This is a genomic window from Amycolatopsis sp. NPDC023774 (genome assembly GCF_040639695.1).
Classification (GTDB): domain Bacteria; phylum Actinomycetota; class Actinomycetes; order Mycobacteriales; family Pseudonocardiaceae; genus Amycolatopsis.
Genome location: NZ_JBFAAJ010000115.1, coordinates 1 through 1,269, shown reverse-complemented (window position 1 = coordinate 1,269; position 1,269 = coordinate 1). Strand labels below are relative to the sequence as shown.

General features: G+C 64.6%; 1 protein-coding gene. It reads right to left on the bottom strand.

Annotated elements, in window-relative coordinates; all coding sequences use genetic code 11:
- Window positions 1-158: 158 nt before the first annotated feature.
- A complete protein-coding gene (locus tag AB0F91_RS47230) occupies window positions 159-1,115 on the bottom strand; it encodes an EVE domain-containing protein (protein ID WP_360609078.1) in 957 nt (318 codons plus the stop codon).
- Window positions 1,116-1,269: the final 154 nt, after the last annotated feature.

Below are 1,269 nucleotides of genomic sequence, written 5' to 3'. Positions count from 1 at the left end.
TGCTCTGCGCGGACCGGGAGATCAGGAACGAAGACAGAGAAACACTCCTATACATGGGTGGCGTGTCCGCGGGCAAGCCCGTGGAAGCCAGTCGGGTGTATGCGGATCATGCTATCGGATGTCAAACGCCGTGTTACCGCCGACGCGCCAGAAGTCGGCTAGACGAGGGTGCGGAAGGAGCCCTCGTCTTCGTAGATCACTTTCACCTGGTGCGAGTGCAGTACGTCGACGATGCTCGGTGCCGGGCGCGCCGGGAGCAGGCGCGCCAGCGTGGCGTCGGGCGCGAGATGGTGGCGGTAGTCGAGGAGCTGGCCGAGTGCCATGCGGACACTTTCTCGCGTGTTGGATGCCTTCGCTTCGATGAGCGTGTTCGTCTCGGAATCGAACAAGTCGCACACGAGCCGTTCGCCGGTGGGCAACAGCGCGCTGAGACAGTACCGGGCCCGACCGACGAAATCCATGTACCGCTTCAAGAGCTTCGCTTCGGGGAAGTCGACCACGCGAGTCCCGGGGCGGCCGGCCGCGGTCGTTTTCTCCGGGATGCTCCCTACCGGGCGTGAGGTCACCACTGCTTCGGTCGGCGCGGCGATGCTGCTCCGACCCCGGCGGTCCGCCCTTCGTTCGATCACCGCCCACTCGGCGGGCTCGAGCAGAGTCGGGTTCGCCGCATAGGCCATGCGAGTGATCCGCGCGTTGGCGAAAGCCGGGTCCGATGCCAGTTCCTGCTTCGTGAGCGGGTGGTCGAACAGGAAGCGGTCGAAACGCACGTCGACGACGTGACGCAGCTCCGGCTGCTCGGCCCAGTATTCGTCAAAATCCTCGGTCTGGTACGGCTCCGATGTGACGGTGCCGACGGCATGGACTCCCGGGTGCGCGCCGGAGATCCACAGAGCGAATCGGTCCCCGGTGCGCAGGTCGTTGAGGTGCTGGGCGACAGACCAGGTGGTCACGGGCTCCTCCCGGTTTTCCCACCAGGACCACACGTCCCACTTCTTCGGGTTGCACTGCAAGACCCAGTGCCTTGCCTGGCGGGTCTCACCGGTCGTGACCAGGTCGCCTACCACAGCGTGCTTCTCGACGGGGACCAGTGTGATGCTGCGCAACGGTGCTGCCATGCCCAGCGGTTTCAGCACCTGGTCAGCAGGAATCGGCCGTTCGAACTCGCGGACTTCGCCTAGTGTCCTGCGTCAGAAATTCGTCGGCAGAAGTTGGCGAGTGACTCGAGGATCTCAGCGGCGGTCTTGGTCCAGATGAAAGGCCTGGGGTTGT

What these genes read in the sequence shown, in the direction of transcription:
- AB0F91_RS47230 (WP_360609078.1), bottom strand. Translation starts at nt 1,115, where the DNA reads ATGGCAGCACCGTTGCGCAGCATCACACTGGTCCCCGTCGAGAAGCAC.